The sequence below is a fragment of the Psychrobacillus sp. BL-248-WT-3 genome, assembly GCF_012843435.1.
In the GTDB taxonomy this organism is placed as follows: Bacteria; Bacillota; Bacilli; order Bacillales_A; family Planococcaceae; genus Psychrobacillus.
On record NZ_JABAFC010000021.1, the window covers coordinates 51,443 to 60,756 of the forward strand.

General features: G+C 37.7%; 9 protein-coding genes. 3 read left to right on the forward strand and 6 right to left on the reverse strand.

Features of this window, described 5'->3' with window-relative positions; translation table 11 throughout:
• Positions 1-76: 76 nt before the first annotated feature.
• Complete coding sequence (gene lplA, locus HF876_RS11860) at positions 77-1,069, reverse strand: lipoate--protein ligase (RefSeq protein ID WP_169360267.1); 993 nt, start codon at positions 1,067-1,069, stop codon at positions 77-79.
• Positions 1,070-1,191: 122 nt separating this feature from the next.
• On the opposite strand from lplA, the gene yhfH reads away from it, so the two are divergent.
• Positions 1,192-1,317 carry a protein YhfH gene (gene yhfH, locus HF876_RS11865; protein WP_169360268.1) on the forward strand — a complete coding sequence of 42 codons (126 nt, stop codon included), beginning with the start codon at positions 1,192-1,194 and terminating at the stop codon, positions 1,315-1,317.
• Positions 1,318-1,481: 164 nt separating this feature from the next.
• Complete coding sequence (locus HF876_RS11870; protein WP_169360269.1) at positions 1,482-2,534, forward strand: LLM class flavin-dependent oxidoreductase; 1,053 nt, start codon at positions 1,482-1,484, stop codon at positions 2,532-2,534.
• Between the two features lie 75 nt (positions 2,535-2,609).
• On the opposite strand, the gene HF876_RS11875 is transcribed toward HF876_RS11870, so the two are convergent.
• From HF876_RS11875 to hemE, 5 genes are all read right to left on the reverse strand, one after another.
• On the reverse strand, positions 2,610-4,799 hold the full coding sequence (locus HF876_RS11875; protein ID WP_169360270.1) for a YhgE/Pip domain-containing protein: 2,190 nt from the start codon (positions 4,797-4,799) through the stop codon (positions 2,610-2,612).
• A 67-nt stretch (positions 4,800-4,866) separates the two neighbouring features.
• The gene (locus HF876_RS11880; RefSeq protein WP_169360271.1) at positions 4,867-5,436 is read right to left on the reverse strand and encodes a TetR/AcrR family transcriptional regulator; all 570 of its coding nucleotides are present in this window, start codon (positions 5,434-5,436) and stop codon (positions 4,867-4,869) included.
• A gap of 94 nt (positions 5,437-5,530) precedes the next feature.
• Positions 5,531-6,001 carry a FixH family protein gene (locus HF876_RS11885; protein ID WP_240949748.1) on the reverse strand — a complete coding sequence of 157 codons (471 nt, stop codon included), beginning with the start codon at positions 5,999-6,001 and terminating at the stop codon, positions 5,531-5,533.
• A 99-nt stretch (positions 6,002-6,100) separates the two neighbouring features.
• Positions 6,101-7,030 carry a ferrochelatase gene (hemH, locus tag HF876_RS11890; RefSeq protein WP_169360272.1) on the reverse strand — a complete coding sequence of 310 codons (930 nt, stop codon included), beginning with the start codon at positions 7,028-7,030 and terminating at the stop codon, positions 6,101-6,103.
• A 21-nt stretch (positions 7,031-7,051) separates the two neighbouring features.
• A complete protein-coding gene (hemE, locus tag HF876_RS11895) occupies positions 7,052-8,104 on the reverse strand; it encodes a uroporphyrinogen decarboxylase (protein ID WP_169360273.1) in 1,053 nt (350 codons plus the stop codon).
• A 291-nt stretch (positions 8,105-8,395) separates the two neighbouring features.
• On the opposite strand from hemE, the gene HF876_RS11900 reads away from it, so the two are divergent.
• Entirely contained in the window at positions 8,396-8,884 is a 489-nt protein-coding gene (locus HF876_RS11900; RefSeq protein WP_169360274.1) for an antibiotic biosynthesis monooxygenase family protein, read from the forward strand.
• The last annotated feature ends 430 nt before the right edge of the window (positions 8,885-9,314 follow it).

Consider the following 9,314-nt stretch of genomic DNA (forward strand, 5'->3'; position numbering starts at 1 on the left):
TTGATGTGCCTTTTAAACAAAAAAAAACAGCCCATTTAGATATGGACTGTTTACTCGGTACTATTCGAACAATTAATCAGTACATTAGCTGGATCAATTCCTCTTTCGTTATCCCACCAAAGTATTTTGGTACGTCTACTGATTCTAGAGCTTGTTCAATGGCTTCCTTGCTATAATTTTTGCCTACAAGCAGCACTTCTACCTCTTCCACTTCTCCTACTCCAAAGAAGTCTCCGAAAAATTTAACCTCTTCTATAACTCCCTTGTTTACTTCCAGACGAACGTCTACACTGCCCGTAGGGAATCGGTGGGAATGCTGGATATTAGATTTAGGCGATTTTCCATAGTTCCACTCCCATTTCTGATAACGCTCTTCAGATAGCTTGTGGATATTAGCCCAGTCTTCCTCCGTTAGTTCCCAATATTGAACCTTGTCTTCCCCTCCAAAAATAGAAGAAAGTATCGCTAAGCGGAATTCCTCTATCGTCATCGGCTTGTCCAGTAGATCTACTATATTTGTAACACGACTACGAATGGATTTAATTCCTTTTGACTCAATTTTGTCTTTTTTAACTTTTAATGCAGAAACAACGGCATCGATTTCAGTATCGAACATTAGTGTACCGTGACTGAACATTCTTCCACGAGTGGAGAACTGAGCATTACCAGAGATTTTTTTTCCTCCAGCTAATATATCATTTCTTCCAGAAAGCTCTGCATCTACTCCCATTTTCTTTAAAGCATCTACAACTGGTTGGGTAAATTTTTTAAAGTTACGGAAGCTATCTCCATCGTCCTTCGTTAAGAAGCTGAAATTTAAATTACCAAGATCGTGATAAACTGCTCCTCCACCAGAAAGGCGGCGTACTGGGATAATACCGTTTTGCTCTACAAAATCTGTATTAATTTCTTCAATTGTGTTTTGATTTCTCCCTATAATGATTGATGGCTGATTTATGTAAAACAGAAGAAATGAATCCTTCTCTACATCCATAGTATTGAGAGCATATTCTTCAATAGCTAAGTTAATACGTGGATCCGTAATTCCTTTATTATCAATAAAAAACATGGGTATCACTCCTTTATTCCTATTTTAGCAAAAATCTATAGAAAGTGTTGACAAAACATTCTGTGTTATATTACAATGAATTCAATCGAAACAGTTATATAACAGATGGAGGTGGAATATATATGTTAGAAAACGTATTAGAATTTTTCCGTAACCTGCCCAAAAAGAAATGCGTAACATGCGGCGAGCCAATTGAAGAGCAACATGAATGCTATGGGAACCACTGTGATAAATGCAACAACCTATAATTTTTTTAAATTACCAGCTAGAAGCTCCCCTTCCTAGCTGGTTTTTTTGCGTATATGGATGAATCAGATTAACCATTAATGATTAATTGTTAATAACCAAGTATTATGGTAGGATTAGTTATAATAATTTTCAGAATTAATAAAATAAAAGGGGAGAATAAATAATGAAGTATGGATTTTGGTTGCCTGTATTCGGTGGATGGTTACGAAATGTAACAGATGAGGCTATGCCTGCAACGTTTGAATATGTAAAAGAGCTAGCACAAAATGCAGAAGAATGGGGTTACGATTTAACCTTAATAGCTGAATTAAATCTTAATGATATTAAAGGAGTGGAGAGTCCCTCTTTAGATGCATGGTCAACTACTGCAGCTATCGCAGCCGTCACGAAACGCATAGAAATTTTAACTGCTATTCGACCTGGCTTCCATAATCCTGCGTTAACGGCAAAAGCAGCCGCAAATATAGATCACATAAGCAACGGGCGTTTTTCTCTCAATGTTGTATCTGCATGGTGGGAAGGGGAAGCAAGACAATATGGAGGTATCTTCACAGCACATGATGAACGCTATGCACGGACAGAGGAGTTTATCCACATCTTAAAAGGGTTATGGAAAGAAACACCCTTTACTTATACTGGCCAGTTTTATCAATATGAAAACACCTACTTGTCTCCCAAGCCAATGAACCAGCATATCCCCCTATATGCTGGTGGAGAAAGTGAAGCTGGAAAGCAAACAATTGCTAAAACCTGTGACTCCTATGTTATGCATGGCGGCACAGTCGAGGAAATTGCTGAAAAAATTAATGATATGAAAAATAGACGCCAATCGCTTGGGGAAAAACCATTAGAAACGTTTGGGATGTCTGCCTATATCATTTGTCGAGATACCGAGGAGGAAGTTCAACAAGAACTTGCTCGCATTACGGAAGTGAAAGAAGGTTCTCCTGGTTATGAGGGCTACAAGGATTTTGTTAGCAAATCTCATCTTAACGTGGAGGTGCAGCTCAAGGATTATTCCGTTTCCAACCGAGGATTACGGCCAGACTTAATAGGCACACCGGAACAACTTGCTAAAAAAATTATTTCGTTTGAGGAAGCTGGAGTAAATCTGTTAATCCTTCAGTTTTCCCCTCAGCACACGGAAATGAAGCGGTTTGCAGAGCAAGTGATGCCTCTAGTAGAAAAATTGAAAAAGGAAAAACAGGAAGTCTAACGGAACAATATGTACAAAATAAAGCTCCTCACATTTTACTTTTCGTAAAATGTGAGGAGCTTTAATAATTTTATATTACGCTTCTTTTGTTTGTTTAGAATAGCGTTTTGTAAACAATAACATAAAGTATCCGAATGTTATTACTAAGCACACTACCATTACGCCAAGTAAGAAGCTATTATTAAACCAGAAATGACTTAAATCACCTGTAGAAATAGATGCTTTAAAGCTTTGGACTGAGTAAGTCATTGGTAACAATTTATTAAAGAATTGCAACGGTGCTGGTATTAGTTCTAATGGGAATGTACCTGCACTTGTTGTGAGTTGCAGAATTAGGACAATAATTGCAACAAATCTTCCTGGATCACCTAAAATCGAAACAAGCAGCTGTACTAATGCTAAGTATGTGAAGCTTGTAATGACTGCAGAAAGGATGAACAGTCCTACACTTTGAGTTTCAAGCTTTAAGACAAATAGTGCAACCGCAACTACAAACAGCGATTGAATAATTCCTACCACACTTAAAACCGTTATTTTACTAGCAAACCATTTGGCCCCACTTGTTGGAGCAATTGCTGGTTGAACAAATGGGAAGACAATTGAAATTAATAATGCACCGACAAATAACCCAAGTGATAAGAAATAAGGTGTGAAGCCTGTTCCATAGTTAGGTACCTCATTGACCCCTACGATATTAACATCTACAGGGGATGCAACCATTTCGTAAGTCGATTCAGATGGTGTTACTTCGCCTGCCTGCTCACTTGCTTCTTTTAAGCTAGATTGCAAGGTTTCCGTTCCATCTGCCAATAATTGTGTACCTTCTACTAGTTTAGTAGAACCATCTGCTAATTCACCTGATTTCGTAGCAAGTGTACCAGTACCCTCTTTCAATTGAGATGAGCCGTTAGCTAGCTCGTTCAAGCCCTTCACAAGGCTAGAGGATCCAGCATACGCCTGACTGATTCCAGCGTTGAATTCGTTCATTTTTTCATTTAGGGTAGTCGTACCACCAGCAAGATTAGATGAACCTTCTACTAATGCTGCGTAAGATGATGCTAATTGAGAAACACCCTGCTTTGCTTGTGAGTAACCTCCACTCAGCTGTTCTGCTCCACTTACTATTTGAGAAGTACTAGTAGTTAAATCCTGAGTTCCACCAGCTAATTGTTCTAAGCCTGTGGAAACTGAGGTACTACCAGCTTCTAGTTGCTTTAATGTCTCTGTAATAGCAGCCGACTGTTCTGGAGGTAAAGCAGCTGTTAACTGACCTAATTGTTGAGATAAGGCTTGGATACCAGCTGTTACATTAGCAGAGCCTTGAGCCAGTTGGTTTGTGCTGTCATTCATTTTGGAGCTACTCGCTTGAAGCTTAGCCAAGGAATCTAGCAGGCCTTTTTCCTTTTCGCTAAGTAATTGATAGCTTTCATTTAGTTTATCTACACCAGCTGTGTACTCTTTAATACCACTATTTAAAGCTGCGGCCCCTTCAGCCGTTTGACTAACGCCATTTGTAAGCTGAGAAGAACCATCCGCAAGTGTTCCCAGACCTTCATTTAAATCCTTAGATCCCGTAGCAGCTGTATTAATACCATCAACTACCTTATTAGTACCATCACTCAGCTCAATCGTGCTACTAGCTAATTGTTCTAAGTAGCCTTTTAGGTTAGAGGCACCATTATTAACTTCAGCTACGCCGTCTTTTAGCTGCCCTGCCCCATCAGAGGCTTCCGCAAATCCGTCACCTAGCTTCGTAATCGAATCAAAAAGCTGTTCAGCATAAGTTGCTGATACTTGCTCATTCACTTCTGCACGAATACGATCCATTGCTGTTTCACCTATTTGCGATGATAAGAAATTAAATCCTTCATTTGCTTTATAAGTGATGACCATTTTTTCTGGCTTCTCATCTAATAAAGTCGTTGCATGTTCAGAGAAGTTTTCTGGAATCTCAATTAATAAATAATAATCTTGGTTTAATAAACCGGCATCTGCCTCTTTTTCAGATACAGATACAAATTTAAATTGGCCACTTTCTCGTAGCTTATCTGTTAACTCCTTACCTAGGGAGAGCTCCGTTCCGTTGTACTCTGCTCCTTCGTCGGAGTTAACAACTGCTACAGGTAGATCACTTAAATTAGCATACGGATCCCAGAAAGCCCATAGGAACATCCCAGCATACATCACTGGAATAAATAAAACTGCAATTATTGAAATCAATAATTTTTTGTTTTTAAAAATACCTTTCCATTCCGATTTTATCATGTCGATTCCTCCTAATACTATATGACCGATATGTTCATTTAGTCACTTTTGACTAAAAAAATGAGTCTCAAATTGCGAGACTGCGAAAAATTGTATCCTGAAAGAAGTTAGCAATATCTTCTTCAGATAATGAATCATCGTGGGTTAAGTTCCAATCATTTACGAATGCAACATAAGCCTTTAGTAATAAATATGCTACAAGCTCTGCATTTACTTGTCGGATTTCTCCCTTTTTAACATATTTATTGATTTTCTCACATATGAACGAAACAATAGCTTGCTCGACTTGGCCAATGACATGCTTTACTGCAGGAGTTTTCCATTGTTTTTCCTCATCAATTATCTTTGCATACAATTGATGTGTTTCACGGAACTCGAGCATCTTCATGAGCGCTGCATGAGCATTTTGCTGAAATGGAGCATCTTCAATAATGACATTAACAGCTTCCAGTTTCATTTCTTCAATCATATGAAGGACAATTTCTTGGAACAAGACTTCTTTGTTTTCAAAGAAATTATATATAGTTCCTTTTCCTACATTTGCAATCTTGGCTATTTGCTCCATAGTTGTTGCTTTATATCCGAAAAGAGAAAAGGATTTATTGGCAGCTATTAAAATTTCCTGTTTGCGGTCCATTTGGTTATCCCTCCTCATAAAAAAATGACCAGAAAACCATTTCGGTCAACTAGTCATTATAATACTCTCTATTGTTTATTTACGCAAGTAAAATTTAATGTTTTTCACTCATATGTTCCATTGAGTTATCGCTATCGTCAGGTAACACTTTACTCATATCTGGTGTACCTACTGTAAGCTCTTGTTTAGGCATTACGTGCATATCTCTTGCGGTTGTATGAGCAAACATATAATAAACTCCGTCATGTTCAAAAGTAAAGTCAGCTTCATACACACCATCCTCTGTAAGCTTACCCTCTACCATATGTCCTTCGTCACGAAGTCCTGATTCCCATACCTCGAACTCTACAGAATTTGCATCATTTACTGCTTCCCCATTTTGAGTAACTTTAGCAGAAAGCTTGATATCTTCGTTAATAGGTAACTCTTTAGGTGTTTGAATCTCTACCATAACCTCTTCTAATGTTCCTTGATGACTAGTACTTGAATGTGTTTCTTCCTTTTCACCACAGCCTACCAATGTTAAAGCTACAAGTAGTGCTAGTGAGATAATGACCTTTTTCATTCGAAAAATCCTCCCAGAATGGTAATGTAAAACTCCATATACTTACTAAAAATACTCTAAAAGCCAATAACTTTTAGAGCATTTTATCAAACGTTTTTTTTAAGCTTTTAAATGCTTCATAACTACGTCCGCCATAGCATCAATAAATTGAGGCTGGTCGTTTGGCATAGCAGGACGCACATAAGTAGCACCGATTTCATCACAAACCACTTTACATTCGTAATCGTTATCGTAAAGAACTTCTAAATGCTCTGAAACAAATCCTACTGGAGTATAAACGAATGTTGTGTAGCCTTTTTCTTTGTGTAAATCATGAGTCAAGTCTTGTACATCTGGTCCAATCCATGGTTCAGGAGTTTGACCAGCACTTTGCCAGCCTACAGCATAATTTTTTACACCAGCAGCCTCAGCGATTAAATCTGCTGTTTCTTTTAGTTGATCCTCATATGGATCTCCCAAAGTTTTAATTTTTTCAGGTAAAGAGTGAGCAGAAACGATTAAGCAGGCTTTTTCACGTTGCTCTTCCGACATATTAGCAAAAGCCTCGCTTACTTTCTCGCTCCAGTACTGGATGAACTTAGGTTCTGTATACCAGCTTTCCACTGAAGTTATTTTAAGATTACCTAGTTTTTCAGCCTCTTCTTTAATACGTCCATTATATGATTTAATAGAGAACGTCGAGAAATGTGGAGCCAATACGATGGAAACGGCTTCCGTAATTCCATCCTTATGCATTTCTGCAACTGCATCCTCTAAGAAAGGTTCGATATGCTTTAAGCCTATATATAACTTAAATTCAATGTCATCTTGTACTTCATTTAAACGGTTGCAAAGACCTTTTGCTTGGTTTTCAGTGATTTTAGCTAGCGGAGAGATTCCTCCAATTGCTTTATAGCGGCCCGTTAAATCCTCTAATTGTTCTTCGCTTGGTTTGCGACCATGACGAATATGCGTATAGTAACGTTCAATATCCGCTTCTTCATATGGAGTTCCATATGCCATTACTAATAATCCCATTGTCTTCTTCATTTTTGTCACCTCAAAAGTTTTTTAGTTAGATTTCGCTGCAATAAGTTCTCTACTATAATCATGAATAAAGGCAGTTAAACGTTTCAAGACATCCGGATCAACTTCTGGGAATACGCCGTGCCCTAGGTTGAAAATATGGCTCGGATGAGCAACCCCTTGTTCAATAATTGTTTTTGCACGTTTCTCAATTTCTGTCCAATCTCCGATTAAATAAGAAGGATCCAAGTTACCCATTAGTGGTTTAGTTAACCCTTTTGCACGAGCTTCCTCGATAGACAGACGCCAATCGATCCCCACAACATCAACAGGTAGGTCATGCCATTCCATTGCTAGGTGGCTGGCACCTACACCAAATGTAATTAACGGAACACCTGTCTCACGTATTTCTGAGAAAATACGAGTCATAATTGGTTTGATGAAGATACGATAATCTTCTACATTTAATGCCCCAACCCAAGAGTCAAAAATTTGGATGGCCTTAGCTCCAGCTTTAACTTGTGCTTTTATGTAAATAATAATCATATCAGCAAGCTTGTCCATTAAAGCAAACCATGCTTGTGGCTCAGATACCATAAATGATTTCGTTTTGTTATAGCTTCTAGATGGTCCACCCTCAATCATGTAGCTTGCTAATGTGAATGGAGCACCTGCAAAACCAATTAGTGGGACATTTAATTGTTCTGTCGTTAATAATTTTATAGTATCTAAAACAAATGGTACGTGGTCTTCTGGAGAGAATTCTCCTAGTTTTTCCACATCTTGTACGGTACGTATTGGATTTGAAATGACTGGTCCAACACCAGATTTTATTTTTACGTCTACTCCGATTCCTACAAGTGGAGTTACAATGTCTTTATAAAGAATAGCCGCATCTACATTGTAGTTTTCTACTGGTAGACGTGTCACATACGCACAAAGCTCTGGCTCGTGGGTAATTTGTTCTAAAGAATATTTTTCTTTAATTTTTCTATATTCTGGTTGCGATCTTCCCGCTTGCCTCATATACCATACAGGTGTATGTTCCACTTTCTCACCGCGCGCTGCACGTAAAAGTGTGTCGTTAAAAGTAGTCATTTCATTTCCTGCCCTTCTTATGAACATGTTATTTTATACCTAAATACATTACATGATAATACTTTACTACAATGCCTGAAGAAAATCTTTTGAATTGCCTTTGATAACGATTACATTCCGTTTCCAATATACGCTTCAACTATAGACGTTTCTTGAATTAATGTATAGTTATAAACGGGAATTGTCATAAATTTGTCCTCATTTCAAACCATCCCGAAAAAAGGTTGTTTTTAAATTTGCAAATTAGGGGAAAATATAAATACAAAATATAAATATATTGGAGGAAGTTTAATGAAATTATATATGACGTCCGGAACGCCTGAGTTTATGCAGTCCATAAAAGATAAACATCCCAATGAAAATATATACATTTTACATGGGACGGGAAATTCAGTTCTCATTCATGAAACGACTGGTAAATCCGTCTTTCAAGTCCCTCGTATTTATGAAATTTTAGAATCTCGCGGCAGTTTTAATGAGAATGGATACTTTGTCCTTCACCACATCCCCGTATCAGATGAAGGTAAACCAATATTTGAACATCAATATACAAACCTGTCTCCAACTGTTGAATCTGAACCAGGCTTCATAGCTTTACGCGTTTTAAAACCTTTAAAATCAGATACTTATATTATCTTATCAGAATGGAATGGACCTAATAGCTATGAAATCTGGGAAAAGTCTGTTGCACTAGACTTCACCAGTGTCGCAGATAAGCAACAGTTATTTACAAGCGCACCTTATATATCGACCTATCGTTCGAAAACAAAAGAGGAATAAGAATAGAGATTAATAAAGTAACGCTAAAACGCTCATAATCTGAGCGTTTTCTTATTTTTAATATGTACAAAAATTAAAATAATGATTCCTATTTTTGTAAAACACACGCGGCACAAAGAAAATAAATTATGTAAGATTAATGGGACACTTTCCGCCTGCTTATGGGCGGTTCCTACCTTTACGGGCGCTTTTCTCTGATTTATGGGACACTTCTAACCTGTTTATGGGCTCCTTCCTACACTTTATGGGACACTTTCCGCCTGCCTACGGGCGATTCACACCTTTACGGGCTATTTTCTTTGATTTATGGGTCACTTCCACCTTGTTTATGGGCTCTTTCTTACTCTTTATGAGATTAAGTCCGTATAATTGTGTAAAAAGTAAAAGGGTCAAATTAATCCCTCTTGGGTACAATGTTTTCAACGACGAT